The organism is Terracoccus sp. 273MFTsu3.1 (assembly GCF_000383675.1).
Classification (GTDB): Bacteria; Actinomycetota; Actinomycetes; order Actinomycetales; family Dermatophilaceae; genus Terrabacter.
Genome location: NZ_KB911824.1, coordinates 368376 through 394381 on the forward strand (window position 1 = coordinate 368376; position 26006 = coordinate 394381).

Annotated in this window: 24 protein-coding genes; 22 read left to right on the plus strand and 2 right to left on the minus strand. The window is 72.4% G+C overall.

Going from position 1 to position 26006, the window contains the following annotated elements:
* Positions 1-103: 103 nt before the first annotated feature.
* Genes priA through H283_RS0116790 form a run of 3 tightly spaced genes read left to right on the plus strand, consistent with a single transcriptional unit; the run spans position 104 to position 3116 of the window.
* A complete protein-coding gene (gene priA / locus H283_RS0116780) occupies positions 104-862 on the plus strand; it encodes a bifunctional 1-(5-phosphoribosyl)-5-((5-phosphoribosylamino)methylideneamino)imidazole-4-carboxamide isomerase/phosphoribosylanthranilate isomerase PriA (RefSeq protein ID WP_020144686.1) in 759 nt (252 codons plus the stop codon).
* Positions 859-1650, plus strand: coding sequence for an SseB family protein (locus H283_RS0116785; RefSeq protein ID WP_020144687.1), 792 nt, complete (start codon positions 859-861; stop codon positions 1648-1650). The genes priA and H283_RS0116785 overlap by 4 nt, the downstream gene beginning before the upstream one ends.
* Positions 1651-1676: 26 nt before the next feature.
* The gene (locus H283_RS0116790) at positions 1677-3116 is read left to right on the plus strand and encodes a DUF445 domain-containing protein (protein ID WP_020144688.1); all 1440 of its coding nucleotides are present in this window, start codon (positions 1677-1679) and stop codon (positions 3114-3116) included.
* Between the two features lie 40 nt (positions 3117-3156).
* Here H283_RS0116790 and H283_RS0116795 read toward each other — a convergent pair whose 3' ends face one another.
* Positions 3157-3615, minus strand: coding sequence for a MarR family winged helix-turn-helix transcriptional regulator (locus H283_RS0116795; RefSeq protein WP_020144689.1), 459 nt, complete (start codon positions 3613-3615; stop codon positions 3157-3159).
* A gap of 59 nt (positions 3616-3674) precedes the next feature.
* Here H283_RS0116795 and H283_RS0116800 point away from each other — a divergent pair, with 59 nt between their 5' ends.
* Together H283_RS0116800 and H283_RS0116805 are read left to right on the plus strand one after the other, a co-directional pair.
* A complete protein-coding gene (locus H283_RS0116800) occupies positions 3675-4103 on the plus strand; it encodes an organic hydroperoxide resistance protein (RefSeq protein WP_020144690.1) in 429 nt (142 codons plus the stop codon).
* A 64-nt stretch (positions 4104-4167) separates the two neighbouring features.
* Positions 4168-5169, plus strand: a complete 1002-nt coding sequence (locus tag H283_RS0116805; RefSeq protein ID WP_020144691.1) for an NADP-dependent oxidoreductase — start codon at positions 4168-4170, stop codon at positions 5167-5169.
* A 78-nt stretch (positions 5170-5247) separates the two neighbouring features.
* Here the strand turns inward: H283_RS0116805 and H283_RS0116810 are convergent, their stop codons facing one another.
* Positions 5248-7314, minus strand: a complete 2067-nt coding sequence (locus tag H283_RS0116810; RefSeq protein WP_028785675.1) for an elongation factor G-like protein EF-G2 — start codon at positions 7312-7314, stop codon at positions 5248-5250.
* Between the two features lie 153 nt (positions 7315-7467).
* Here H283_RS0116810 and H283_RS0116815 point away from each other — a divergent pair, with 153 nt between their 5' ends.
* From H283_RS0116815 to tyrS, 17 genes are all read left to right on the plus strand, one after another.
* Positions 7468-8802 carry an MFS transporter gene (locus H283_RS0116815; RefSeq protein ID WP_020144693.1) on the plus strand — a complete coding sequence of 445 codons (1335 nt, stop codon included), beginning with the start codon at positions 7468-7470 and terminating at the stop codon, positions 8800-8802.
* 330 nt (positions 8803-9132) lie between these two features.
* Positions 9133-9729: a translation initiation factor IF-3 gene (gene infC / locus H283_RS0116820; RefSeq protein WP_231372306.1), complete on the plus strand. Its 597-nt coding sequence runs from the start codon at positions 9133-9135 to the stop codon at positions 9727-9729.
* A 93-nt stretch (positions 9730-9822) separates the two neighbouring features.
* The gene (gene rpmI / locus H283_RS0116825) at positions 9823-10017 is read left to right on the plus strand and encodes a 50S ribosomal protein L35 (protein WP_020144695.1); all 195 of its coding nucleotides are present in this window, start codon (positions 9823-9825) and stop codon (positions 10015-10017) included.
* Between the two features lie 96 nt (positions 10018-10113).
* The gene (rplT, locus tag H283_RS0116830) at positions 10114-10515 is read left to right on the plus strand and encodes a 50S ribosomal protein L20 (protein WP_020144696.1); all 402 of its coding nucleotides are present in this window, start codon (positions 10114-10116) and stop codon (positions 10513-10515) included.
* Positions 10516-10564: 49 nt separating this feature from the next.
* Entirely contained in the window at positions 10565-11368 is an 804-nt protein-coding gene (locus H283_RS0116835) for an RNA methyltransferase (protein WP_020144697.1), read from the plus strand.
* A 38-nt stretch (positions 11369-11406) separates the two neighbouring features.
* The gene (locus H283_RS0116840; protein WP_020144698.1) at positions 11407-12534 is read left to right on the plus strand and encodes an ATP-binding protein; all 1128 of its coding nucleotides are present in this window, start codon (positions 11407-11409) and stop codon (positions 12532-12534) included.
* A 109-nt stretch (positions 12535-12643) separates the two neighbouring features.
* Positions 12644-13753, plus strand: a complete 1110-nt coding sequence (pheS, locus tag H283_RS0116845) for a phenylalanine--tRNA ligase subunit alpha (RefSeq protein ID WP_028785677.1) — start codon at positions 12644-12646, stop codon at positions 13751-13753.
* 1 nt (position 13754) lies between these two features.
* Positions 13755-16313 (plus strand): phenylalanine--tRNA ligase subunit beta, encoded by a 2559-nt coding sequence (gene pheT / locus H283_RS0116850; protein ID WP_028785678.1) that lies wholly within the window; start codon positions 13755-13757, stop codon positions 16311-16313.
* A gap of 46 nt (positions 16314-16359) precedes the next feature.
* The gene (gene argC / locus H283_RS0116855; protein WP_043649780.1) at positions 16360-17403 is read left to right on the plus strand and encodes an N-acetyl-gamma-glutamyl-phosphate reductase; all 1044 of its coding nucleotides are present in this window, start codon (positions 16360-16362) and stop codon (positions 17401-17403) included.
* Positions 17400-18575, plus strand: coding sequence for a bifunctional glutamate N-acetyltransferase/amino-acid acetyltransferase ArgJ (gene argJ / locus H283_RS0116860; RefSeq protein WP_020144702.1), 1176 nt, complete (start codon positions 17400-17402; stop codon positions 18573-18575). Before argC ends, argJ begins: the two co-directional genes overlap by 4 nt.
* Entirely contained in the window at positions 18572-19579 is a 1008-nt protein-coding gene (gene argB / locus H283_RS0116865) for an acetylglutamate kinase (protein WP_020144703.1), read from the plus strand. The genes argJ and argB overlap by 4 nt, the downstream gene beginning before the upstream one ends.
* Complete coding sequence (locus tag H283_RS0116870) at positions 19576-20769, plus strand: acetylornithine transaminase (protein ID WP_020144704.1); 1194 nt, start codon at positions 19576-19578, stop codon at positions 20767-20769. The genes argB and H283_RS0116870 overlap by 4 nt, the downstream gene beginning before the upstream one ends.
* Positions 20766-21251, plus strand: a complete 486-nt coding sequence (gene argR / locus H283_RS0116875) for an arginine repressor (protein WP_020144705.1) — start codon at positions 20766-20768, stop codon at positions 21249-21251. The genes H283_RS0116870 and argR overlap by 4 nt, the downstream gene beginning before the upstream one ends.
* A 74-nt stretch (positions 21252-21325) precedes the next feature.
* The gene (gene argH, locus H283_RS0116880; RefSeq protein ID WP_020144706.1) at positions 21326-22816 is read left to right on the plus strand and encodes an argininosuccinate lyase; all 1491 of its coding nucleotides are present in this window, start codon (positions 21326-21328) and stop codon (positions 22814-22816) included.
* 35 nt (positions 22817-22851) lie between these two features.
* Positions 22852-23490, plus strand: coding sequence for a DNA-3-methyladenine glycosylase (locus H283_RS0116885; protein ID WP_028785680.1), 639 nt, complete (start codon positions 22852-22854; stop codon positions 23488-23490).
* A complete protein-coding gene (locus H283_RS0116890) occupies positions 23487-24098 on the plus strand; it encodes a DNA-3-methyladenine glycosylase (protein ID WP_020144708.1) in 612 nt (203 codons plus the stop codon). Before H283_RS0116885 ends, H283_RS0116890 begins: the two co-directional genes overlap by 4 nt.
* Before the next feature lie 110 nt (positions 24099-24208).
* Positions 24209-25468, plus strand: a complete 1260-nt coding sequence (tyrS, locus tag H283_RS0116895) for a tyrosine--tRNA ligase (RefSeq protein ID WP_020144709.1) — start codon at positions 24209-24211, stop codon at positions 25466-25468.
* The last annotated feature ends 538 nt before the right edge of the window (positions 25469-26006 follow it).

A 26006-nucleotide genomic window follows, 5' to 3' on the forward strand; every position in this document is an offset into this window, starting at 1 on the left:
CGGTTGGTCGCACGTCCGGGGTCCCGCGCCCGGACACACCTGACACCGACCACCACACCGACCACGACCGCGACGGCCGTGACCGACCCGAGGAGCCGACCCGATGACCGGCCAGCACCACGCCGTCCAGCCCCACCTCGAGCTTCTGCCCGCCGTCGACATCGCCGGTGGCCGTGCCGTCCAGCTGGTCCAGGGCGTCGCCGGCACGGGCGGCGAGTTCGGAGACCCGTGGGAGGCCGCGCTGCGCTGGCAGGAGCAGGGGGCGGAGTGGATCCACCTCGTCGACCTCGACGCGGCCTTCGGTCGCGGCAGCAACCGCGACCTCATCGCCTCGATCGTCGGCCGGCTCGACCTGCAGGTCGAGCTCTCCGGTGGCATCCGCGACACGGAGTCGCTCGACGCGGCGCTCGCCACGGGCTGCCGCCGCGTCAACATCGGCACCGCCGCGCTCGAGGACCCCGAGTGGACGGCGTCGATCATCGGCACGCACGGTGACCGCGTCGCCATCGGCCTCGACGTCCGGGGCACCACGCTGGCGGCCCGGGGGTGGACCCGCGAGGGCGGTGACCTCTGGGAGACGCTCGCGCGCCTCGATGCCGAGGGCTGTGCGCGTTACGTCGTGACCGACGTCAACAAGGACGGCATGCTCCAGGGGCCCAACGTGCAGCTCCTGCGCGACGTCTGCGCCCGAACCGACCGGCCGGTGGTGGCCAGCGGTGGCGTCTCCACCCTGGAGGACATCGCCGCGATCCGCGAGATCGTCGGTGAGGGCGTCGAGGGGGCGATCGTCGGCTCGGCGCTCTACCGGGGCGCGTTCACGCTGCCCGAGGCCCTCGACGTCGCCGGACGCCCGGCGTCATGACAGCGTCGGCACCGGGTCCCGGCCGCCACGACGAGCAGGGACGCCCCGCCGACTCTGCCGGTCAGGCCTGGGAGGGCAAGTCGATCCCGTCGCACGGCTTCTCCGGCGACTCCGGCGCAGCAGATCCCGACCTCGTCACCGCGCTGGCGGCGGCGCACGCCGCCCCCGGTGGTGACGCGGAGACGGCGCTCATGGAGCACGCCGCGCAGGCGCGCTGGCTCGTCCCCGTGGTCGCCGTGGCGTCCGAGGTCGACGAGTCCGGACCGCACGCCGTCGACACGCGCAGCGACATGGCCGCCGTCACCCTGACCTCCCCCGACGGGTCGCGGGCACTGCCGATGTTCACCTCCCTCGAGAGCCTGGCGGCGTGGGACCCGAGCGCCCGGCCCGTGCCGGTCCGCGCGGCCGCGGCGGCCCAGGCGGCCATCAGCGAGGAGTGCCAGGTGCTCCTCGTCGACGTCGCATCGCCCCACGCCACGGTGCTGCGGCCGAGCATGCTCTGGGCGCTCGCGCAGGAGCGCGCGTGGGAGCCCAGCCATCGTGACGCCCACGTCGCGGCGGCCGTACGAGCGGCGGTCGAGACCGAGCCGCAGGTCGTGGGCCACCGTCTGGAGGCGGGGGAGCCCGCCGGCGCCGGCGTGCTGCGGGTCGTGCTGACCCTCGAGCCCGGCCTCGACGCCGAGGCCGTCGGGGCGGTCGCGACACGGATCGGGGAGCGGATCGCGACCGACGGCGAGACCCGTGCGAGGATCGATGCTCTGACCTTCGCGCTCGAAGCGGCGCGCTGAGTACATCACCCCTGGAGGTGCCGGACGTGGACACCACACCCCAGACGACTCGGGAGCGTGACCCCGAGGTGCCTCCCGCGACGGCCGGCGCCGGGGCCGCCGCTGCCGGCACGACCGGGACCAACCGCCCCGGACCCCGGTCGGCCGGACGGTCGGCCGGACGGTCGGGCCGACGGTCGGGTGGGGGCTCGCCCGGCTCGAGCGGTCCTCTCGGCTTCATCGTCGACCCGGCCCTCGACGCGCAGCGCCGCCGCGACCTGCGGCAGATGCGGCTCGTCGCCACCGGCCTCCTCGTGTTCGCCGCGATCGTCTACGTCCTCACGCGCGGGCACGACGACGGGCTGCTTGGCTTCGTCAACGCCGGCGCCGAGGCCTCGATGGTCGGCGCCTGCGCCGACTGGTTCGCCGTCACCGCGATCTTCCGGCACCCGCTCGGGCTCCCCATCCCGCACACGGCCCTCATCCCGCGCAAGAAGGAGATGATCGGGCGCAGCCTCGAGGAGTTCGTCAGCGAGAACTTCATGCGCGAGGACATCATCCGCGAGCGGGTGCTCGACGCCGAGCCCACCCGCCGGGCGGCCGAGTGGGCCCTCGTCCCGGGCCACGCGAAGCGCCTCGTCGACGAGGTCGCGACGGTCACGGTCCACGCGCTGCACCGGATCCCCGACGAGGACGTCCGCGCCGTCATCGAACAGGCCCTGCTCCCGCGCCTCGCGCAGGAGCCGGTCAGCTCGCTCGCCGGTGGGCTGCTCGACCAGGTGGTGCGCGACGAGGCGCACGTCGGCCTCGTCGACCTCGCCCTCGACGAGGTCCGGGTCTGGCTCGTCGACAACGAGGACGTCTTCGAGTCGCTCATCACGCAGCGCGCCCCGGCGTGGGTGCCCGCCGCGATCAACGACATCGTGGCCCGCAAGGTCCACGTCGAGGCGCTCAAGTGGCTGGCCGACATCCGCAACGACCCACGGCACGACGTGCGGCTCGCCCTCGACAAGCTGCTGATCGACCTCGCCGACGACCTCCAGCACGACCCCGTGACGCAGGCCAAGGCCGAGCGCCTCAAGGAGCGCGTGCTGTCGCATCCGCAGGTGGCGGACACGGCGATGTCGCTGTGGGCCTCGTTCCGTGCCGTCGTCGTCGCCGCCCTCGAGGACGAGGACGGGCCCGTGCGCGCCCGGGCCGTGACCGAGGTGGCGGCGCTCGCCGAGCGGCTACTCGCGGACGCTCCGTTGCGCGACCGCATCGACACGCGGATCTGCGACGCGACGATCTACGCCGTCGACCGCTACGGCACCGAGCTGACGAGGATCATCAGCGACACCGTCGACCGGTGGGACGGCAAGGAGACGGCCGAGCGCGTCGAGCTCCAGGTGGGTCGTGACCTGCAGTTCATCCGGATCAACGGCACCCTCGTCGGAGGCCTCATCGGCATGCTCATCCACGCCGTCTCGATCATCCTGCCGTCCTGACACGGCCCTGCCGTCCGGCCCAGCCGCCCGAGCCGAGAGCTCAGGCGCCGGCGTCGAGGCGCTCGGTCACCCGCCGCAGGGTGCGGTGCAGGTCGAGCATCTCCCGGCGCGACAGGCCGCTGCGCACGGCGATCTGGTGCGGCACGTCCCCGAGGGCGGCGAGGCGGTCGTGACCGGCGGCGGTGGCCGACACGAGCACCCGTCGCTCGTCCTCGGGATCGCGGACGCGCTCCACGAGCCCGGCGGCCTCCATCCGCTTGAGCAGCGGTGAGAGCGTGCCCGAGTCGAGGCGCAGGTGCCCGCCGAGGCTGCTCACCGTCAGCGGGCCGTGCTCGCCGACCGTCATGAGGGCGATGTACTGCGGGTACGAGAGCCCGTGCTCGCCCAGCAGCTCGCGGTAGACGGCGTCGAACGCCCGCACGGTCGTGTGCATGGCGTAGCAGATCTGCTGCTCGAGGCTCAGGGCACCGGCGGGGGACGTCGGATTGGACGGGCTCATGGGCCAAGCGTACTATCAAATTGCGCACAATCTAATTGTTGGCAACACAAGGAGCCTCGATGAGCACCATCACCCAGACCGCCCAGTACGTCGCCTCGGCCACCGCCTCCGGACGTGAGGGCCGTGCCGTCACGTCGGACGGTCGCCTCGACGTCACGCTCGCCGCCCCCCGCGAGCTCGGCGGCAGCGGGGAGGGCACGAACCCGGAGCAGCTCTTCGCCGCCGGGTATGCCGCCTGCTTCGCGAGCGCTCTCGGGCTCGTCGCGCGCAAGCGCCGCGTCGAGGACTTCGACGTCGCCGTGACCGCGGACGTCAGCCTCTCCGGCTCGTCGGGCACCGGCTTCGGCCTCGGGGTCGTGCTCCACGTCGAGCTGCCCGAGGGCCTCGACCCGCAGCTGGCCCGCGAGCTCGTCGACACGGCTCACCAGGTGTGCCCCTACTCCAACGCGACGCGCGGCAACATCCCGGTCGAGATCGTCGTCGACTGACGTCACCCGACCCCAGCCGCATCGCACCAGAACTGCCAGAACCGCTGTCCCAGAAGGAGACCCGATGACCAACCCCCGTGAGGTCCAGCTCGTCCGCCGCCCCGTCGGCTGGCCCACCCCTGACGACTTCGCCCTCGTCGAGAGCGCGCCCGTCGACCTCGCCGATGGCTGGGTCCGCGTCCGCAACGAGGTCATGTCGGTCGACCCGTACATGCGTGGTCGCATGAGCGACGCCAAGTCCTACGCGGAGCCGTACGCACTGGGCGAGGCCATGCACGGCGGTGCGGTCGGCGTCGTCACCGAGTCGCGGGCCGACGGCGTCGCCGTCGGTGACCACGTGCTCCACGGCCTCGGCTGGCGCGAGGAGGCCGTCGTCGACGGCTCCGCCGTCCGTGTCGTCGACACGTCGGTGGCCCCGGCCTCCGCCTACCTCGGCGTGCTCGGCATGACCGGCCTCACGGCATACGCCGGCCTGACCCGTGTCGCGCAGCTCAAGGAGGGGGACGTCGTCTTCGTCTCCGGCGCGGCCGGGGCCGTCGGGAGCGTCGTCGGCCAGGTGGCCAAGGCGCTGGGCGCGAGCCGGGTCATCGGCAGCGCCGGCTCGCAGGAGAAGGTCGACCACCTGCTGGACGACCTCGGCTTCGACGCCGCGTTCAACTACAAGGACGGCCGCGTCTCCGACCTGCTCCGAGAGGCCGCGCCCGACGGTGTCGACGTCTACTTCGACAACGTCGGCGGCGACCACCTCGAGGCCGCCATCGGTTCGCTGCGGCTCGGTGGCCGCATCGCGATCTGCGGCGCGATCTCGGTCTACAACAACACCGAGCCGGCCCCTGGCCCGCGCAACCTCGCGCGCCTCATCCAGACCCGCGGCACGATCACGGGCTTCCTCGTCGGCGACCACTGGGACCTCGCGGGCGAGTACGCCCAGCGCGCGGCCGGCTGGATCGCGGACGGCACGTTGACCTCGCGCGAGACGTTCGGCGACGGGATCGACCACGCGGTCGACGCCTTCCTCGGCGTCCTGCGGGGCGAGAACGTCGGCAAGATGGTCGTCCGCCTCTGACGGCACCCGCACGTCGGACGGGAAAGGGCGGGTGCGTCGGCACCCGCCCTTCGCCGTCCCGGGCGATCCTGCGTGACGTCAGCCCCCGAGGAGCTCCTTGGCCTTGTCGGCCGGCAGCAGGTCGTGGCGCAGCGGCTCGCGCACGAACGACCCGGTGCCGTGCGACACCGACCGGAGGTCGATGGGGTAGCGCGACAGCTCGGCCGAAGGCACCTCGGCGTGCACCACGGTCCAGCCTCCCTCGGGCCCCATCCCGTCGGCCGGCTCGGTCCCGAGCACCTGCCCCCGCCGTCCCCGCAGGTCGGACATGACCGCACCGAGGTACTCGTCGGCGATGGTGATGTCGACCCGGTCGATCGGCTCGAGCAGCGCCATCGTCGAGGCGTTCGCCGCCTCCTTGAGGGCCAGCGCCGCAGCGGTCTGGAAGGCGACGTCGGACGAGTCGACGGAGTGCGACTTGCCGTCGGTGAGCGTGACGCGGACGTCGACGACCGGGTGGCCGGTGAGCAGCCCCTTCTCGAGCTGGAGACGGGCCCCCTTCTCGACGGACGGGATGAACTGGCGCGGCACGGCCCCGCCGACGACCTTGTCGACGAACTCGAAGCCCGATCCGCGGGGCAGCGGCTCGATGACGATCGAGCACACGGCGTACTGCCCGTGACCACCCGACTGCTTGACGTGCCGACCCTGCACCGAGCACGTGCGCACGAAGGTCTCGCGCAGCGCGGTCCGGTAGGGCTCGGCCGTCACCGTGACGCCGTAGCGCTCGGAGAGCTGGTCGATGAGGTCGTCGACGTGGGCCTGGCCCATCGTCCAGAGCACGACCTGGTCCGTCTCGTGCGAGTGCTCCATCCGCATCGTGACGTCCTCGGCCACGAGGCGTTGCAGCGCCCCGCCGAGCTTGTCGTCGTCGGACTTCGTCGCGGCGCGGATCGCGACGGGCAGCTGCGGCTCGGGGAGCAGCCACGGCTCGACGACCGCGGGCCGGTCCACGGAGGACAGGGTGTCGGACGTCTCGGCGTGGGTCAGCTTCGTCACGAGCGCGAGGTCGCCGGCGATGGCGGTGCCGCGGGGGCGGTGCGACTCGATGAAGGGCGACGCGAGCGGGCCGACGCGCTCGTCGTCGTCGTGGGCCGGGTGGCCGGCGACCTCGTGCCCGACGAAGTCACCGAGGTGGCCCGACACGTGCACGGTCTCGTCGACCCGGAGCGTGCCGGAGAAGACGCGCACGAGCGACAGGCGCCCGACGTACGGGTCGGTCGTCGTGCGCACGACCTCGGCCACGAGCGGCTGGGACGGGTCACACGTCACGCCCTTGAGGGGGCCACCGACCGGCGACGTGACGGCCGGCAGCGGGTGCACGGTGGGGTCGGGGAAGGCCCGCTCGATCATCCCGAGCAGCTCCTCGGTGCCCGCGCCGGTCAGGGGCGAGACCGGGACGATCGGGAAGAAGGTGCCCTGGGCGATCGCGGTGCGCAGGTCGCCGAGCAGCGAGTCGGTGTCGAGGGTCTCGCCCTCGAGGTAGCGGTCGAGCAGCGTCGCGTCCTCGGACTCCTCGATGACGGACTCGATGAGGGCCGACCGCGCGTCCTCGTGCTCGGCGGACGTCTCGCCGGTCAGCAGGCCCACGACCCCGCTGACCGAGCCGTCCTCGACGACCGGCCAGTGGGTGGCCCGGGCATCGCCGAAGGTGCGGCGGCACATCTCGACGGTCGAGGCGAAGTCGGCGCGCGGCTGGTCGAGGTGGGTCACGACGACGGCTCGCGGCATCCCGACGGCCGCGCACTCGCGCCACAGCAGCGACACGGGCCGGTCGATGTCGTCTGCGCCCGAGACGACGAAGACGGCGGCGTCCGCGGCCCGGAGGCCCGCGCGGAGGTCGCCGACGAAGTCGGGGTAGCCAGGGGTGTCGAGGAGGTTGAGGGTGACGGGGCCGGACTCGAACGAGGCGGCGACGAGGGTCGTGGTGCGGACGTGGTCGCCCACGGAGGTGCGCTGACCGGGGACACGTGCTGCGACGAGCGCCTCGAAGAGTGCGGTCTTGCCGGCCCCGCCGGGTCCGACCAGCACGACGTTGCGGATGTCCTGCGGCGAGGCGGGGTTGGGGGCCGCAGGAAGATCTGATCTGCCGGGCGTCTTTGCCATGACCCCACCCAACTCCTGTAGCCCAGCCGTCACAAGACCCATCGCGTATGCCGCCCGCCACCTCGGTGGCCGTCCTCGGGTCGCGCTCGGGTGGGCTGCCGCCTCCGCGGAACCCGGGTGCGCACCGTCGGTGCGAGGTGACAGGCTGACGCCATGGATCTGGGGGCCTACCGGCCGGTGCTGGCCAACCGCGACACGCGCAACGCGCTGCTGCTCGGCTTCCTCATCCGCGTCCCCATGTGGGCGGGAGGGGTGATCCTCACCCTCCACGTCGTGACGTCGCTCGGCCGCAGCTACGGCGCGGCCGGCCTGGTCACGGCCGCCTCGACGGTCGCGGTCGCCGTCTCCGGGCCCTGGCGCGGCCGGCTGCTCGACCGCATCGGCCTGCGGCGCACCGTCGGCCCCTCGCTCGTCGTGCAGGTCGTGTGCTGGTCGATCGCGCCGTGGGTGGGCTACGCCCCGCTCATCGCCGTCGCGGCGCTCGCCGGGCTCTTCGTCGTGCCCACCTTCTCGATCCTGCGCCAGGTCATCATCCGTTCGGTGCCGAGCGAGCAGCGGCGCACCGCCCTGTCGCTCGACTCGTCGGCGACCGAGCTGTCGTTCATGGCGGGCCCGGCCATCGGGGTGTGGCTCGCGACGTCGTGGGACACGTCGTGGGCCCTGCTCGTCTGCGAGCTCGCTTCCGTCGCAGCGGGATTCGTGCTGTGGGTCGTCAACCCGCGCCTCACCTCCGACTCCGGCGAGGGCCAGCCGCACGGCGGTGCGGCGGGAGAGTCGGCGTCGCACGACGAGCAGGGCGAGGCCGCCCGGGCCGACGCCATCGCCGCCCCGTCCGTCCCCGAGGACGCCGCGCCGGGCCGCGCCGTCCGGGGCTTCATCACCGTGCCGGTCGCCGCGGTCTACCTCGCCGCCGCCTGCTCGACGCTCGTCCTCAGCGGCACCGACGTGGGCATCGTCGCCGCGCTCCGGTCCTTCGGGGCCACCGGCTCGATCGGGTGGGTCCTCGCGCTCTGGGGTGCCGGGTCCCTCGTCGGCGGCATCGTCTACGGCGCCTGGCACCGTTCCTTCTCCGTCTTCTGGCTGCTCGGCGGACTCGCGGCCACGACCGCCCCGGTCGCCCTCGCCGCCGGCGTGCCGAGCTTCGCCGTCCTCATCACGGTCTCCGGCTTCCTGTGCGCTCCCACGATCACCGCCACCGTCGAGCAGCTGAGCCGTCAGGTCCCGGAGCGGTTCCGCGGCGAGATGATGGGGTGGCACGGCTCGGCCATGACCGCGGGCTCGGCCTTCGGTGCACCGCTCGCCGGGTTCGCCATCGACCGAGGCGGCTGGCAGTGGGGGTTCGTCGTCGTCTCCGCCCTCGGCGTCCTCATCGCACTCCTCGGTCTCCTCGGGTCGAGGGCCAGCCGCCGGGCGCGGGGACGACCCGGCGCCGGGGGCCCGGCCGTCGATTCGGAGCGCGGCGTCTCGGCTGCTAGCATGGAGCACTGACCAGCCGTCACCCATGCTCCCGCTCCGGCGGAGGCGGGTGACGACGTGCAAGAGAAGCTCGCTTCCACCCGCGCCGACCTCACGGTCGCCGGGTCAAGGTCTGTTCGGCCAGGTGTCCTCCGTGGCGCCCGTGTCGAGCCGTGTGACGCGACGGCGACCGTCCGGCATACGCGACCCTTGGGCTCCTCGTGCACACACGGGGAGCCCTTTTCTCGTTGTGGTCGCAGCAGGACAGGCACCACCCCGTCTGGTCACATCATTCATCGAACTTAGGAGCACCACATCAGCGAGCCTCGCATCAACGAGCGCATCCGGGTCCCGGAAGTGCGCTTGGTTGGCCCCAACGGCGAGCAGGTCGGCATCGTCCGCGTCGAGGACGCGCTGCGTCTGGCCGAGGAGGCGAACCTCGACCTCGTCGAGGTGGCTCCCATGGCCAAGCCGCCGGTCGCCAAGCTCATGGACTTCGGCAAGTTCAAGTACGAAGCCGCCATGAAGGCACGGGAAGCGCGCAAGAACCAGGTCAACACGGTCATCAAGGAGATCAAGCTCCGTCCGAAGATCGACCCGCACGACTACGGCACGAAGAAGGGCCACGTCGAGCGGTTCCTCAAGGCCGGTGACAAGGTCAAGGTGACGATCATGTTCCGCGGTCGCGAGCAGTCGCGGCCCGAGCTCGGTCGCCGTCTGCTCGAGCGCCTCGCCGAGGACATCGCCGAGCTCGGCTTCGTCGAGTCGGCCCCGAAGCAGGACGGCCGAAACATGATCATGGTGATCGGCCCGACCAAGAAGAAGGCGGAGGCCAAGGCCGAGCAGCGTCGCTCCCGCGAGCAGCACGACCAGCGCTCCACCGGCGAGCCGGCCGCGTCCGGTGAGCAGCCGGAGGCCCAGGCCCCGCAGACCGACGAGGCCACCGCCGCCGCCGAGTGATCGGCGGGCGGTGACCCGCTGGAGGCGAGAGCCCCCGGCACGACACACCACGTGCGCCCACTGGCGCACGCAACACGAAGGAGATCGGCCCCCATGCCGAAGATGAAGACGCACAGCGGTGCGAAGAAGCGTTTCCGCCTCACCGGCACCGGCAAGGTCATGCGCGAGCAGGCCGGCGGTCGCCACCTGCTCGAGCACAAGTCGAGCAAGAAGATGCGTTCCATCGCGAACGACGTCGAGCTCGCCAAGCCGGACGCCAAGAAGGCCAAGAAGCTCCTCGGCAAGTGAGCCGGGACCCCCACCCATCAGCGATTCGCTGAGCAGCCGGGTCTCCGGTAAGCCAGCAGCAGCAAGCACTGCGTCAAGCAGAGAAGGAGTATTCACGTGGCACGCGTGAAGCGGGCGGTCAACGCCCAGAAGAAGCGTCGAGTCGTTCTCGAGCGCGCCAGCGGCTACCGCGGTCAGCGGTCGCGCCTCTACCGCAAGGCCAAGGAGCAGGTCACCCACTCGCTGGGTTACGCCTACCGTGACCGTCGCGCGAAGAAGGGTGACTTCCGTCGCCTCTGGATCCAGCGCATCAACGCCGCGGCTCGCGCCAACGGCATGACGTACAACCGGTTCATGCAGGGCCTCAAGGCCGCCGGTGTCGAGGTCGACCGCAAGATCCTCGCGGACCTCGCCGTCAACGACGCCCCGGCCTTCGCCGCGCTCGTGGAGCTCTCCCGCGCCAACGTCCCGGCCGCTGTCAACGCGGCCGAGGCGAAGGTCGCCGGCGACGCCGCCTGAGCGACGTCGTCCGACGTCACACCAGCATCTCGAGCGCCGGGACACCCCCGTGCTGACCAACCCCCGATCCGATCGGGTCAAGGCGGTGCGGGCGCTGTCCCGGCGCTCGGTGCGTTCCCGCACCGGCGAGTTCCTCGCCGAGGGACCGCAGGCGGTCCGTGAGGCGGTCGCCTTCCGTCCCGAGCTCGTCCGCGACGTCTACGTGACGCCCGAGGCGGCCGACCGGCATCCCGCCATCGTCGAGGCTGCCCGCTCCGCCGCCCTCTGGGTGCACGAGGTGGCCCCCGAGGTGCTCGCCGCGATGTGCGACACGGAGTCCCCGCAGGGGATCGCCGCGGTGTGCCGCGTCCTCGACGTGCCGCTGGACACCCTGCTCGCGGACCTGCCGTCCGACGCCCTCGTGTGCGTCCTGACGAACGTCCGCGACCCGGGCAACGCCGGCACCGTCATCCGGGGCGCCGACGCGGCCGGTGCCGACGCGGTCATCGTCAGCGACGCGAGCGTCGACGTCTACAACAGCAAGGTCGTCCGCTCGACCGTCGGGTCCCTGTGGCACCTGCCGCTCAGCCTCGGCGCGTCCGTTCCCGACATCCTCTCGGCCCTGCGCGAGCGCGGGGTCAGGCTGCTGGCCGCGGACGGCGCGGGCACGACGCTGCTCCATGACGCAGACCTCTCCGGGGCCCACGCCTGGGTCATGGGCAACGAGGCCTGGGGCCTGCCGCTGGACGTGCGCGACGCCTGCGACGACGTCGTCCGCGTTCCCATCCACGGCCACGCGGAGTCACTGAACCTCGCCATGGCCGCGACGATCTGTCTCTACGCCTCCGCCGAGGCACGCCGCACGAGGCGCTGACCGGCCCCACCCGGCGCCCGCGTGACTATCCTCGGGCCATGACCTCCGTCGACGGCAACGGTGCTCGGCTGCCCGGGTCGGCGGCCGAGATGGCTCCCGTCGCGATGATGGGCGAGCTGCTCCCCGACGGGCTCGTCGTCGTCGGAGCCGACCAGCGCATCCGGTTCGCCAACGCCGAGGCGTTGCGCATCCTCGACTGCGAGCACGCCGACCTCGTCGGCCGCACGCTCGACGAAGGCCTCCCGTTCACCGACAAGTACGGCCGGAACTGGTGGGCCCACACCGACCCGTGGCACGGCCTGGCCAGTCGCGCCGGCCACCGCGAGAAGCTGCTCGTCGCGCCGCGCGGCCAGGACGTCCTCGTCACCGCCCGCTACGTGCGGACCCGACCGGGCGGCACCGTCGAGCGGGTCATGCTCGGCCTGCGTGACGCCGAGGCCCGCCAACGAGCCGAGCGGGACCAGGCGACCGTCCTGTCGACCGTGGCGCACGAGCTGCGGGCGCCGCTGACGTCGGTGACCGGCTTCACGAGCAGCCTGCTGCGCCGGTGGGACCGGTTCACCGACGAGCAGAAGCGCCTCATGATCGAGACGATCGAGGCCGACGCCACCCGCCTGACCCGCCTCATCACCGAGCTGCTCGACATCTCGCGGCTCGACTCCGACAGCCTCAACCTGCGCCGGGGGCCCGTCGACCTCCACGCCCTGCTCACGACCCACGTCGTGCGCTACGAGCTCGGTCGGTCGTCCGGAGTCGTCCAGCTCGGGCTGGGGGAGGCCGCCCTCGCAGACGGCCTGCCGGAGATGTGGGCCGACACCGACCGTCTCGAGCAGATCTTCTTCAACCTCATCGAGAACGGCCTGCTGCACGGGGCCGGCAAGGTCACGGTGACCCTCGACCGCGGCGGAGCCCTCGGTGACGCGCCGGAGTCGGTGGTCGTCGAGGTCGACGACGAGGGGGACGGCATACCCCCGTCCGACCGCGAGAAGATCTTCGGCCGCTTCTGGCACGGCCCCTCCAACGCGAGCACCGGTCTCGGTCTCTACGTCGTCCGGGGGCTCGTCGAGGCCCACGGCGGCTCGGTGCTCGTCAGCGACAACGACGCCGGTGGCGCGCGCTTCGTCGTGACGCTCCCGGCCGGCCTGCCCGACGTCGTCGGCAGCTGACCCTCCGCTCCGCGGATGGCGCGGCAAACCGGTTCGTCGCCGCCCCTAGACTGGGCACCCGCACGAACAGCCACCCGTGAACCCGAGCGAGAGCAGCGAACGCACGCCGATGTCCGGACCCAACACGAACTACGACCCGGTCGAGGTCTCCGCGCTCGACCCGGCGAATCTCGACGCAGCGGTGCAGGACGCCGTCGCGGCCATCGCAGCGGCCACGTCCCTCGACGACCTCAAGGCCGCCCGCATCGCGCACCAGGGTGAGAAGAGCCCGCTGGCCCTCGCCAACCGCGAGATCGGCGCTCTGCCGCCGAGCGCCAAGGCGGAGGCCGGCAAGCGGGTCGGGCAGGCTCGCGCACGGGTCAGCCAGGCCCTCAGCGCCCGACAGGCCGAGCTCGAGGCCGAGCGCGACGAGCGCATCCTCGTCGACGAGCGCGTCGACGTCACCGTCCCGGCGCTCCGTCGTCAGCTCGGCGCGCGCCACCCCATCGAGCTCGTGGCCCAGCGTCTCGTCGACGCCTTCGTCGGGATGGGCTGGGAGGTCGCCGAGGGCCCCGAGCTCGAGAGCGAGTGGCTCAACTTCGACGCCCTCAACCTCGGACCCGACCACCCCGCCCGCCAGATGCAGGACACCTTCTTCCTCGACCCCGTCGACTCGGGGCTCGTGCTGCGGACCCAGACGTCACCGGTCCAGATCCGCACCATGCTCGAGCAGGAGCCGCCGATCTACGTCGTGGCCCCCGGCAAGGTCTTCCGCACCGACGACCTCGACGCCACGCACACGCCGGTCTTCCACCAGATCGAGTGCCTCGCCATCGACAAGGGCCTGACGATGGCCCACCTGCGCGGCGCGCTCGACGCGTTCGTGCGCATCATGTTCGGCGAGGAGACGCGCACCCGCGTCCGCGCCAACTACTTCCCGTTCACCGAGCCGAGCATGGAGACCGACTTCCTCTGCTTCGCCTGCCACGGCGAGGAGACGTGGGGAAGTGCCGAGCCGTGCCGCACCTGCGGCGGCTCCGGCTGGATCGAGCTGGGCGGCTCCGGCATGGTCAACCGCAAGGTGCTGCGCACGTGCGGCATCGACCCGGACGTCTACTCCGGCTTCGCCTTCGGGCTCGGCATCGAGCGGGCGCTCCAGCTGCGCCACGGGGTCCAGGGGATGCACGAGATCGTCGAGGGCGACGTCCGCTTCTCGCAGCAGTTCGGGATGGGGGTCTGACATGCGTATGCCACTGAGCTGGCTCGCGGAGTACACCGACCTCGCGCCCGGGGCCCGGGGTGCCGACGTGGCCGCCAGCCTCGTCCGCGTGGGTCTCGAGGAGGAGGACCTCCACGGCGGCGACATCACCGGTCCGCTCGTCGTCGGCCGGGTCCTGTCGTTCGAGCTCGAGCCGCAGAAGAACGGCAAGACGATCCGCTGGTGCACCGTCGACGTCGGCCAGAACGGCCAGATGCTGACCGAGGGCAAGCACCAGGAGATCGTCTGCGGTGCCCACAACTTCGAGGTCGGCGACCTCGTCGTCTGCGTGCTGCCCGGTGCGGTGCTGCCCGGGGGCTTCGCGATCTCCGCGCGCAAGACGTACGGGCACGTCTCCAACGGGATGATCTGCGCCGAGGACGAGATCGGCCTGGGGCACGACCACGAAGGCATCATCGTGCTCAGCCGGCTGCTGGGCGAGGAGCGCGCGGCGACCCTGAGCCCCGGCGACGACGCGATCGCCCTGCTCGGGCTCGCCGACGAGACCGTCGAGACGAACGTGACGCCCGACCGTGGGTACTGCTTCTCGGTGCGTGGCCTCGCCCGTGAGTACTGGCACGCGCAGGGCAGCCCCGAGGGCGGCTACCGCGACCCGGCCGACGTCGCGACGCCGGTCGCCACCCCAGGCGGCTACCCGGTGGAGCTCAAGGACGACTCGCCCATCGACGGCAACGACGGGTGCGACCGCTACGTCGCGCGGATCGTGCGCGGCATCGACCCGACCCGGCCGTCGCCGCCGTGGATGAGCAAGCGCCTGACGCAGATGGGCATGCGTCCCATCTCGCTCGCCGTCGACGTCACCAACTACGTCATGCTCGCGGTCGGACAGCCGCTCCACGCCTTCGACGTCGACCGGCTGTCCGGCTCGATCGTCGTGCGCCGCGCCCGCTCGGGTGAGGTGCTGACGACCCTCGACGACGTCGAGCGCACCCTGCACACCGACGACCTGCTCATCACCGACGGTGGCGAGCAGCCGCTGGCCATCGCCGGGGTCATGGGTGCGGCCTCCTCCGAGGTCTCCGACACGACGACCGGCGTGCTCATCGAGGCTGCGCACTTCGACCCGACGACCGTCGCGCGCTCGTCGCGCCGGCACCGCCTCATCACCGAGGCGTCCAAGCGCTTCGAGCGCGGCGTCGACCCGAAGGTGACCGCCGCGGCAGCCCAGCTCGCCGTCGACCTGCTCGTCGAGCACGGGGGCGGCACGGTCGACGACGCGGTGACCGACGTCGACCGCACGAGCGAGCGGACGGCATACCTCCTCGACGTCACGGAGCCGGCGCGCATCGTGGGCGTCGACTACCCCCGCGAGCGGGTCGTCGGCATCCTGCGCGACCTCGGCTGCGTCGTCGACGAGTCCGGCGAGGGCACCGACGACACCCACGTCCTCGTGACCCCGCCGTCGTGGCGGCCCGACCTCGTCGACGCGCCCGACTACGCCGAGGAGGTCGCGCGGATCGACGGCTACAACAACATCCCGTCGATCACTCCGACTCCGAGCGACGGCCGGGGCCTGACCCACGCGCAGAAGGCGCGTCGGGTCGTCGCGGACGCGCTCGCGGGTGCCGGGCTCACCGAGGTGCTCAGCTATCCCTTCGTCGCCGAGGAGCTCGCCGACCAGCTGATGCTGCCCGCCGACGACGACCGTCGTCACGCCGTCCGGCTGGCCAACCCCCTGTCGGAGGAGCGGCCGCTGCTGCGCACGTCGGTCCTCGCGAGCCTCGTCGACACCCTGCGACGCAACGTCGCCCGCGGGCACAAGGACGTCGCGATCTACGAGCTCGGTCTCGTCGTCCGCCCGGGCGGCCCCATCGGCACCGCACCGATCCCGGGGGTCGCCGCGCGACCCGACGCCGAGACGCTCGAACAGCTGTATGCCGCCGTCCCCGCCCAGCCCCGTCGCGCGGGCATCCTCGCGACCGGACAGGCGGAGCAGGCCGGCTGGTGGGGCCCCGGCCGAGCCGCCGACTGGAGCGACATGGTCGCCGCCGTGCAGACGGTCGCCGCCGCGCTCGCCGTGCCCGTGGCCGTCGCCAACGACCCCGGCCATGCGCCGTGGCACCCCGGCCGCTGCGCCCGGATCACGCTCGCCGACGGCACGCTCGTGGGTCACGCGGGTGAGCTGCACCCCAAGGTGGTCGCGGCCCTGGAGCTGCCGGCGCGCACGGTGGCCGCCGAGTTCGACGTCGACGTGCTCGTGGCCGCCAGCTCCGAGCCGGTCCAGGCGAGGCCGTTCTCGACGTTCCCGCCGGCGATGACCGACATCGCGCTGCTCGTCGCGGCCGACGTCGCGGCTGCCGACGTCGAGTCCGCCCTGCGCTCCGGCGCGGGGGAGTCGCTCGAGTCGGTCGTGCTGTTCGACGTCTACGAGGGTGAGCGCATCGACGCCGGGCACCGGTCGCTGGCCTACCGCCTCACCTTCCGGGCACCCGACCGCACGCTGACGACCGACGAGGTCAACGACTTCCGCGACGCGGCCGTCGCGGCGGCCGCCTCGGCCACCGGAGCCGTCCAGCGCTGAGATCCCGGAATGCACGAATATGCATGCTCGTGTATAGTCATGCATCGTGATCAGGGCAGCAGTGGCGGGGGCGAGCGGCTACGCCGGAGGAGAGATCCTCCGGCTGCTGCTCGCCCACCCGCAGTTCGAGGTCGGCGCCGTCACGGCGGCCAGCAGTGCGGGTGAACGACTCGGGGGCGTCCACCCGCACCTGGTCCCTCTCGCGGACCGCGTGCTCGAGGCGACCAGCGTCGAGACGCTGTCCGGTCACGACGTCGTCTTCCTCGCGCTGCCGCACGGCCACTCGGGCGCGTTGGCCGCCCAGCTGCCCGACTCGGTCGTCGTCATCGACTGCGGGGCCGACTTCCGGCTCGAGTCCGAGTCGGCCTGGGCCACCTTCTACGACACGGCGTATGCCGGCTCCTGGCCCTACGGCCTCCCGGAGCTCCCCGGACCGGCGGGCTCCGTGCAACGCGAACGCCTCGCCGGGGCACGCCGGATCGCCGTGCCGGGCTGCTACCCGACGGGCATCTCGCTCGCGCTGGCGCCCGGCTTCGCGTCCGGTCTGCTCGAGCCCGAGGACGTCGTCGTCGTGGCCGCCTCGGGGACGTCCGGTGCCGGCAAGTCGCTCAAGCCGCACCTGCTCGGCAGCGAGGTGATGGGCTCGATGTCTCCCTACGGCGTCGGTGGCGGCCACCGGCACACCCCGGAGATCGAGCAGAACCTCTCCCGCGCAGCGGGCGAGCCCGTCACGGTCTCGTTCACGCCGACGCTGGCACCGATGCCGCGCGGCATCCTCGCGACGTGCACAGCCCGTCTGCGGCCGGGCACCGACCCGGCGTCCGTCCGTGCGGCCTGGGAGACGGCCTACGTCGACGAGCCCTTCGTCCACCTCCTGCCCGAGGGCTCCTGGCCCGCCACGGCCTCGGTCGTGGGCAGCAACCACGTGCAGCTGCAGGTGACCGTGGACGAGCGGCTCGGTCGCGTCGTCGTGGTGTCGGCCATCGACAACCTCACCAAGGGCACTGCCGGCGCGGCCGTGCAGTGCGCCAACCTCGCCCTGGGTCTCGAGGAGACCCTGGGCCTGCCGATCGCAGGAGTCGCCCCGTGAGTGGCCACCCGCCCGTCCACCCGACCGTCCACCTGCCCGCGGGCTTCCGCGCCGCGGGCGTCACCGCCGGCCTCAAGGCGAGCGGCACCCCCGACCTCGCCCTCGTCGTCAACGACGGGCCGGACCGCCACGCGGCGGCCGTCTTCACGACCAACCGCGTCGAGGCCGCGCCGGTCACGTGGTCGCGCCAGGTCGTCGCCGACGGCCGGGTCGACGCGGTCGTCCTCAACTCCGGGGGCGCCAACGCCTGCACCGGAGCCCAGGGCTTCCTCGACACCCATCGCACCGCCGAGCACGTGGCTGCGGTGCTCGGTGTCTCGGCGGGTGACGTCGTCGTCTGCTCGACCGGCCTCATCGGTGAGCTGCTCCCGATGGACAAGGTCCTCGCCGGTGTCGACGCCGCCGCCACCGCCCTGTCCGCGGAGGGCCACGAGGCGGCCGCTGTCGCGATCAAGACGACCGACACGGTGCACAAGGTGTCGACGCACGAGGGCACCGGCTGGTCGGTGTCCGGCATGGCCAAGGGCGCCGGCATGCTCGCCCCGGCGCTGGCGACGATGCTCGTCGTCGTGACGACCGACGCCGTCGTCGACCAGCGAGACCTCGACGCCGCCCTGCGGGACGCGACGTCCGTCTCCTTCGACCGCATCGACTCCGACGCGTGCATGTCGACCAACGACACCGTCGTCGTCCTCGCCTCGGGGGCCTCGGGCGTCGCCGCCGAGCGGGACGAGCTCACCGAGGGCCTCAGGGCCGTGTGCTCCGACCTCGCCCGGCAGCTCATCGCCGACGCCGAGGGCGCGGCGCACGACATCGCCATCGAGGTCGTCGGCGCGGCGAGCGTCGCCGACGCCCTCGAGGTGGCGCGGTCGGTGGCCCGCAACAACCTCTTCAAGTGCGCGATCTTCGGCAACGACCCCAACTGGGGGCGCGTGCTCGCGGCCGTCGGTACGACGCAGGCCGCCTTCGACCCGGCGACTCTCGACGTGTCGATGAACGGCGTCCAGGTGTGCCGCGCCGGTGGGGTCGGGGAGGACCGCACCCTCGTCGACCTCGCCCCGCGTGAGGTCCACGTCCTCGTCGACCTGCACGCCGGCCCCGAGGCCGCGACGATCTGGACCAACGACCTGACCCACGACTACGTCCACGAGAACTCGGCCTACAGCACATGAGCAGCCCGAGCACCCGGACCGACTCGGCCGCCGACCTGCGCGGCCTCATCGACGCCGCGGCCATCCGCGTCGCCGCGGGCAAGGCCGCGACGCTCGTCGAGGCCCTGCCGTGGCTCGAGCGCTTCCGCGGAGCGCTCGTCGTCGTCAAGTACGGCGGCAACGCCATGGTCGACGACGCGCTCAAGGCGGCCTTCGCCGAGGACATCGCGTTCCTCCGGTATGCCGGCCTGCGCCCCGTCGTCGTGCACGGCGGAGGGCCCCAGATCAAGGCGATGCTCGAGCGGGTCGGGCTCGAGAGCGAGTTCAAGGGCGGCCTGCGCGTCACGACGCCCGAGGTCATGGACGTCGTGCGGATGGTGCTGACCGGCCAGGTGGGTCGCGAGCTCGTCGGCCTGCTCAACCAGCACGGGCCCATCGCGGTCGGCCTGTCCGGCGAGGACGCGGCCCTGCTCGGCGCGCGCCGCCGCGGCACCGTCGTCGACGGCGAGGAGGTCGACCTCGGGCTCGTCGGCGACGTCGAGAGCGTCAACCCGTCCGCGATCATCGACATCCTCGACGCCGGGCGCGTGCCCGTCGTCTCCACCGTGGCGCCGGACCTCGACGTCGAGGGCCAGGTGCTCAACGTCAACGCCGACACCGCGGCGGCCGCGATCGCCGTCGCTCTCGGTGCCGAGAAGCTCGTCGTCCTCACCGACGTCGAGGGCATCTACGCCGACTGGCCCGACCGTGGGTCGCTGCTCTCGACCATCACGGTCAGCGCGGCGCGGGAGCTGCTCTCGCGCGTCGACCACGGCATGGTGCCCAAGCTCGAGGCGTGCATCCGCGCCGTCGAGGGGGGCGTGCCCCAGACGCACGTCGTCGACGGCCGCAAGCCGCACTCGATCCTGCTCGAGATCTTCACCGACGAGGGGATCGGCACGATGGTCCTGCCCGACATCACCGGGTCCGAGCCGTCGGTGCCCCGCACCCCTGCCTCACCCGCGACGCCCCAGGAGGAGTCATGACCGCCGGCAGCGACCTGCTCGGCCGCTACGCCGGCGCGATGGTCCAGGTCTTCGGCACGCCGCAGCTCGTCCTCGCCTCCGGGCACGGCTGCTGGGTGACCGACGTCGACGGCAAGCGCTACCTCGACCTGCTGTCCGGCATCGCCGTCAACGCGCTCGGCCACGGCCACCCGGCGCTCGTGCAGGCCGTGACGAAGCAGGCCGAGTCGGCCATCCACGTGTCCAACTTCTTCACCTCCGAGCCCGCGATCGCTCTCGCCGAGCGCATCCTCGCCGTCTCCTCGGCGCCCGAGGGCTCCGGCGTCTTCTTCGCCAACTCCGGCACCGAGGCCACCGAGGCCGCGATCAAGCTCTCGCGGCGCACGGGCCACACCCGCATCGTCGCGCTCGAGGGGTCGTTCCACGGGCGGTCCACGGGCGCCCTGGCCCTGACCCACAAGGCCGCCTACCGCGAGCCCTTCGAGCCGCTCATCCCCGAGGTCGTCTTCGTCCCGCCGAACGACGCGGACGCCCTGCGCGGGGCCGTCGACGACACGACTGCCGCGGTCTTCGTCGAGCCGGTCCAGGGGGAGGCAGGCGTCCGCGAGCTGTCCGTCGACTACCTGCGCCTCGCCCGCGAGGTGACCTCCGCGCACGGCGCGCTGCTCGTCGTCGACGAGATCCAGACCGGCATCGGCCGCACCGGCGATTGGTTCGCGCACCAGCAGGCGGGCATCCTCCCGGACGCCATGACGCTGGCCAAGGGCCTCGGCGGTGGCGTGCCGATCGGCGCGCTCGTCACCTTCGGTCCCGATGTCACCGCGCTGCTCACTGCCGGCCAGCACGGCACGACCTTCGGCGGCAACCCGCTCGCGTGCGCGGCGGGCCTCGCCGTCCTCGACACCATCGAGCGCGACCACCTGCTCGAGCACGTCCGCGAGGTCGCGGCGCTGCTGGACGACGTCCGGGTCGAGGGCGTGAGCGGCACGCGCGGACGGGGCCTGCTGCGGGCCATCGAGCTGGACGGCATACCTGCTCCGGCGGTCATGGCCGCCGCCCGCGACGCGGGCTTCATCGTCAACGCCGTGACGCCGACAGCACTGCGCCTGGCGCCGCCGCTCGTCATCTCGGCGGAGGAGCTCCAGGGCTTCCTCGACGCCCTCCCGGGCATCCTCGACGCCGCTCGTGCGGCGGGGGAGGCGACGCCGTGAGCCGGACCCAGCGCCAGCGCCGCATCGTCGAGCTGCTCGGGGCCCACGAGGTGCACAGCCAGGGTGAGCTGTCCGACCTCCTTGCCGCCGAGGGCACCGAGGTGACCCAGGCGACGCTCTCGCGTGACCTCGTCGAGCTCGGTGCCGTCAAGGTGAGGCGCGGACGCGCCCTCGCGTATGCCGTCCCGGGGGAGGGCGGTGAGGTGGCCGCCGTCGGGTCCATCGGTGACGCCGCCTCGGCACGCCTTCGCCGCACGTGCGAGGAGCTGCTCGTGTCGGCCGCGGCCGCCGTCAACCTCGTCGTGCTGCGCACCCCTCCGGGCGCGGCCAACTACCTCGCCTCGGCCATCGACCAGACCCGCGACCCCGAGGTGGTCGGCACGATCGCCGGCGACGACACGATCCTGCTCGTCACCGGCAGCGCCGAGCAGGCGAGCGCCGTGGCCGAGCGGCTGCAGGCTCTCGCGGGCACGCGAGACTGAGACCTTCGGCACCGGCCGACAGCCGTCAGCAGGTGCCGGCACCGACTACGACCACCCACGAGGAGAACCCCGCGATGACCGACCCCACCCAGCCGAGCTCCACCGACGGTCCCGAGGGGGCGGAGGGTGCGCCGGTCTCCGCGACCGCGCCGGCCGAGCGCGTGAGCCTCTGGGGCGGGCGTTTCGCCGGCGGTCCCGACCAGGCCCTCGCGGCGTTGTCCAAGAGCACCCACTTCGACTGGCGCCTCGCGCCGCACGACATCGCCGGGTCCCGTGCCCACGCCCGCGTGCTCCACTCGGCCGGGCTGCTCTCCGACGAGCACCTCCAGGCGATGCTCGACGGCCTGGACCGGCTCGAGGCCGACGTCGTGTCGGGCGCCTTCACGCCCGCCGAGGACGACGAGGACGTCCACACCGCGCTCGAGCGCGGCCTCATCGAGCGCGTCGGCACCGACGTCGGCGGGCGGCTGCGCGCCGGCCGGTCCCGCAACGACCAGGTGGCGACGCTCTTCCGGATGTACCTGCGCGAGCACGCCCGCGTCGTCGGAGGCCTCGTCCTCGACGTCGTCGACGCCCTCGTGTCGCAGGCCGACCGCCACCTCGGCGTCGCCATGCCGGGGCGCACGCACCTGCAGCACGCCCAGCCGGTCCTCCTGTCGCACCACCTCCTGGCCCACGCGTGGGCGTTGCTGCGCGATGTCGACCGGCTGCGCGACTGGGACGTCCGGGCGAACGCCTCGCCCTACGGGTCCGGCGCCCTCGCCGGCTCCTCGCTCGGGCTGGACCCCGAGGCGGTGGCCCACGACCTCGGTTTCGCCCACGCCGTCGAGAACTCCATCGACGGCACCGCCTCGCGCGACTTCGTGGCCGAGTTCTCGTTCGTCTCGGCGATGACGGCGGTCGACATCTCCCGCATCGCCGAGGAGGTCGTCATCTGGGCGACCAAGGAGTTCTCCTTCGTCACGCTGCACGACTCGTACTCGACGGGGTCAAGCATCATGCCGCAGAAGAAGAACCCCGACGTGGCCGAGCTGGCCCGCGGCAAGGCCGGCCGTCTCGTGGGCGACCTCGCCGGGCTGCTGACGACCCTCAAGGCGCTGCCGCTCGCCTACAACCGTGACCTCCAGGAGGACAAGGAGCCGGTCTTCGACGCCGTCGACACGCTCGAGGTCCTGCTGCCCGCGTTCTCGGGCATGGTCGACACCCTCGTCTTCGACACCGAGCGCCTCGCGTCCCTCGCGCCGCAGGGCTTTGCCCTGGCGACCGACATCGCCGAGTGGCTCGTGCGCCAGGGCGTCCCGTTCCGCGTCGCTCACGAGGTGGCCGGCGCGTGCGTGCGCGAGTGCGAGCCGCGTGGCATCGAGCTGTGGGACCTCACCGACGAGGACTTCGCCCGGATCAGCGAGCACCTGACTCCCGACGTGCGGTCGGTCCTCTCGGTCGAGGGTTCGCTGGCCTCGCGGGACGCCCAGGGCGGCACCGCGCCGGTCCGGGTCACCGAGCAGCTGGTGCTCGCGCGCGAGCGTCTCGCCGACGCCCGGACGTGGACCTCGGCGACGGTCTGACCCCGCCGTCCGACCCTGCCGTTAGCGTGTCGTCGGTGAGCCCCGACGACACCCGCCTGCCGCGCTCGTTCTTCGCCAGGCCGTCCGTCGAGGTCGCGCCTGACCTGCTCGGGCGGCACCTGGCGTTCGGCGGCGTCGTGCTGCGCCTCACCGAGCTCGAGGCTTATGCCGGCACGCTCGACCCCGGGTCGCACGCCTATCGCGGTGAGACGCCGCGCACGCAGCCCATGTTCGGACCGCCCGGGTTCACCTACGTCTACTTCACCTACGGCCACCACTGGTGCGTCAACCTCGTCGTCGGCGAGGAGGGAGCGGCTTCGGCCGTGCTCGTGCGGGCCGGTGAGGTCGTCGCCGGCCACGACCTCGTCCGCTCCCGGCGAGGGCCGGTCCGCGAGCGCGACTGGGCACGCGGTCCGGGTCGGCTCGGGCAGGCGCTCGCGATGACCAAGGAGCACACCGGGCTCGACTTCTGCCGACCCGCGGTGGGGGAGCCGATCGACCTCGTCGTGTCCGAGGGCGAGCGGACTCCTCCCGAGCGCGTCGGCGTCGGTCCCCGCGTCGGCGTCAGCGGCCCGGGGGGTGACGGCTCGGTCTTCCCGTGGCGCTTCTGGGTCGACGGCGACCCGAACGTCTCGACCTACCGCCCCGGCGTCGTGCGGCGCCGACGCGGGTGAGGCGGCTGCCGCGGTCGTTCTTCGCGAGGCCGGTTCTCGACGTGGCCGCCGACCTGCTCGGGCGGCACGTCCACCACGGCGGGGTCACGGTGCGCGTCACCGAGACGGAGGCGTATGCCGGTCTCGCCGACCCCGCGTCACGCGTGCTCAGTCGGCCGACTCGTCACAACGCACCGGTCTTCGGGCCGCCCGGGCACGCCTTCGTCTACTTCACCTACGGCCACCACTGGATGCTCTGCGTCGTCACCGGCGCCGACGGTGTCCCCGAGGTGGTCCTGCTCCGTGCCGGTGAGGTGGTCGCCGGTCACGACGTCGCCGCCGGGCGCCGGTCGGGCGTGCGTGAGCGCGACTGGTGCCGGGGCCCGGGCCGGCTGACCACCGCGCTGGCGGTCACCGGGATCCTCTCCGGTGTCGACGTGTGCGCGGCCGGCTCGGAGCTCACTCTTGGCGGCGGCGACCCCGCAGACGGGAAAGTCGTGCGCTCCGGTCCGCGCGTGGGCGTGAGCGGCCCCGGTGGCGACGGCGCGGCCTACCCGTGGCGCTTCTGGATCGACGCGGAGCCGACCGTCTCGCCGTACCGTCCCGGGGTGGTCCGACGCCGCTCGTGACGCCCGCCATGCGGGACCCGGCGGTACTCGGTGGCCGGGGCGCAGCGGCATACGGCAGGCTGTGTGCCGGTGGGCAGGGAGCCCGCCGGAACGAGAGGACACCGATACCCGTGACGGACATCTTCGACGAGCTGCAGTGGCGCGGCCTGGTGGCACAGACCACCGACGAGGCGGCGCTGCGCGAAGCACTCGCGGAGGGACCGCTCACGCTGTATTGCGGCTTCGACCCGAGTGCGCCGTCGTTGCACTTCGGCAACTTCGTCCAGCTGTCGGTCATGCGACGGATGCAGGCTGCCGGGCACCACGTCATCTGTCTCGTCGGGGGCTCCACCGGACTCATCGGCGACCCGAAGCCCGACGCGGAGCGCGTGCTGCAGGACAAGGACACCATCGCGTCCGCGGTGAGCCGGATCCAGCAGCTCGTCGGGCCGCTGCTCGACTTCGAGGGCGAGAACGCCGCGGTCCTCGTCAACAACCTCGACTGGACGGCGCCGATGAGCGCGCTCGACTTCCTGCGTGACGTCGGGCGCCACTTCCGCGTCAACCAGATGATCCGCAAGGAGGCCGTGGCGCGCCGGCTCGAGAGCGACCAGGGGATCTCCTACACGGAGTTCAGCTACCAGATGCTCCAGGCGCTCGACTACCTCGAGCTGCACCGGAGCCGAGGCTGCACCCTCCAGATCGGTGGCAGCGACCAGTGGGGCAACATCACCGCCGGCGTCGACCTCGTCCACCGGGTCGAGGGCACGTCGGTGCACGCGCTCGCGACGCCGCTGCTCGTCGACTCGACGGGCCGCAAGTTCGGCAAGTCGGAGGGCAACGCGGTGTGGCTGAGCGCCGACATGACGAGCCCGTACGTCTTCTACCAGTACTTCCTCAACGTCGAGGACGCCTCGGTCATCAGCATGCTCAAGGCGCTCTCGGACCGGTCCCGCGAGGAGATCACCGAGCTCGAGCGGCAGGTGGCGGAGGAGCCGTTCCGCCGTGCGGCGCAGAAGGCGCTGGCCGCCGACGTCACGACTCTCGTCCACGGAGCCGCCGCCACGGCATCGGTCCAGGCGGCGTCCGAGGCGCTCTTCGGCAGGGGCGACCTGACCGGTCTGGACGCGGCGACCCTGACGGACGCCACGGCGGAGCTGCCCGGCGCTCCCGTGTCCGTGGGGACGTCGGTCGTCGACGCACTCGTGGCGGTCGGGCTCGTCGACTCGCGCAACGCGGCGAGGCGTGCGATCGGTGACGGCGGAGCCTCGCTCAACAACGTCAAGGTGACCGACCCGGAGCAGGTGCTGGGGGAGGGAGACTTCCTGCACGGCAGCGTCGCCGTCATCAAGCGGGGTCGACGCAACCTGGCGGCGGCACGACGCGCCTGAGACCCTGCGCGGGTCGGGTACCGGGCTGAGCCCGAGCTGGGCTCGAACTGCGCGTATGCAACTGCCTGGAGGGGCGGATTCCGTTGCGCGACAACGGGATCCGCCCCTTCATGGTGGAACGGACGGCCGTGGTGGTGCGGATTTGTGTTTCCCCGGAGGGCCGGGTTAATGTTCTCTTCGTCAGCCCGACAGGGAGCACCGGACACCACCGCCGAGCGAGAGATCGCGACGCGAAGCAGGCCGGTCCCGGGGGTGACGGAACGTCTGAGGTGCCCGACCCGATCGGGTAGTCTTGGAGAGCAGGACCGCTGACACCAAGCGGGTCGGATCCGGTCGTCCTGAAGGACGGTTCGCGGGTTTGACTCCCAAGCTTGAGGCGGGTAAGTTTGAAGGGTTGCCCCGGAGGTCTCCTCGTTGAGGTGGTTGATGGTGTGTGTCCGATTCTTGAGAACTCAACAGCGTGTCAAAAATCGATGCCAATTACCTCGTCCCGAGGCCTGGCCGGTTGATCTTCGTCCTCTAGTGGCGTGGTGACGGT

Excerpts from the sequence above, each read along its gene's own strand:
- priA (WP_020144686.1), top strand. The coding sequence starts at position 104 with ATGACCGGCCAGCACCACGCCGTCCAGCCCCACCTCGAGCTTCTGCCC.
- H283_RS0116785 (WP_020144687.1), top strand. The coding sequence starts at position 859 with ATGACAGCGTCGGCACCGGGTCCCGGCCGCCACGACGAGCAGGGACGC.
- H283_RS0116795 (WP_020144689.1), bottom strand. The coding sequence starts at position 3,615 with ATGAGCCCGTCCAATCCGACGTCCCCCGCCGGTGCCCTGAGCCTCGAG.
- H283_RS0116800 (WP_020144690.1), top strand. The coding sequence starts at position 3,675 with ATGAGCACCATCACCCAGACCGCCCAGTACGTCGCCTCGGCCACCGCC.
- H283_RS0116805 (WP_020144691.1), top strand. The coding sequence starts at position 4,168 with ATGACCAACCCCCGTGAGGTCCAGCTCGTCCGCCGCCCCGTCGGCTGG.
- H283_RS0116810 (WP_028785675.1), bottom strand. The coding sequence starts at position 7,314 with ATGGCAAAGACGCCCGGCAGATCAGATCTTCCTGCGGCCCCCAACCCC.
- H283_RS0116815 (WP_020144693.1), top strand. The coding sequence starts at position 7,468 with ATGGATCTGGGGGCCTACCGGCCGGTGCTGGCCAACCGCGACACGCGC.
- rpmI (WP_020144695.1), top strand. The coding sequence starts at position 9,823 with ATGCCGAAGATGAAGACGCACAGCGGTGCGAAGAAGCGTTTCCGCCTC.
- H283_RS0116840 (WP_020144698.1), top strand. The coding sequence starts at position 11,407 with ATGACCTCCGTCGACGGCAACGGTGCTCGGCTGCCCGGGTCGGCGGCC.
- pheS (WP_028785677.1), top strand. The coding sequence starts at position 12,644 with ATGTCCGGACCCAACACGAACTACGACCCGGTCGAGGTCTCCGCGCTC.
- pheT (WP_028785678.1), top strand. The coding sequence starts at position 13,755 with ATGCGTATGCCACTGAGCTGGCTCGCGGAGTACACCGACCTCGCGCCC.
- argB (WP_020144703.1), top strand. The coding sequence starts at position 18,572 with ATGAGCAGCCCGAGCACCCGGACCGACTCGGCCGCCGACCTGCGCGGC.
- H283_RS0116870 (WP_020144704.1), top strand. The coding sequence starts at position 19,576 with ATGACCGCCGGCAGCGACCTGCTCGGCCGCTACGCCGGCGCGATGGTC.
- argH (WP_020144706.1), top strand. The coding sequence starts at position 21,326 with ATGACCGACCCCACCCAGCCGAGCTCCACCGACGGTCCCGAGGGGGCG.